We start from the raw sequence: 258 nt of genomic DNA on the forward strand, positions 1-258 counted from the left end.
GTGGGTTCCACGAGCCGAGCGACTCGATGAAACGGCCGTCGCGCGGCGAACGGGCGTCGGCGACGACGACGTGGTAATAGGGACGCTTCTTCGAGCCCGCACGGGACAGTCGGATTTTCAGTGGCATGTTCTTTCTCCTAAAATTCTGATTTTCGTTGATCGGGGTTATGACTGTTGTCTTTATGCATGTCGTTGTCCCAAAACCGCTGCGCACTTTTGGGCGACATGCACTGGTCCTCAGCCGGTTTTCGTTACGCC

General features: G+C 56.2%; 1 protein-coding gene. It reads right to left on the reverse strand.

Translation table 11 applies throughout. The features are described from left to right. On the reverse strand, positions 1 to 127 hold a 127-nt coding region (rpsP, locus tag AC0L3B_RS39810), incomplete at its 3' end, for a 30S ribosomal protein S16 (protein ID WP_473383388.1). Between the last annotated feature and the right edge of the window lie 131 nt (positions 128 to 258).

The organism is Bradyrhizobium sp. Kon56, assembly GCF_055807635.1.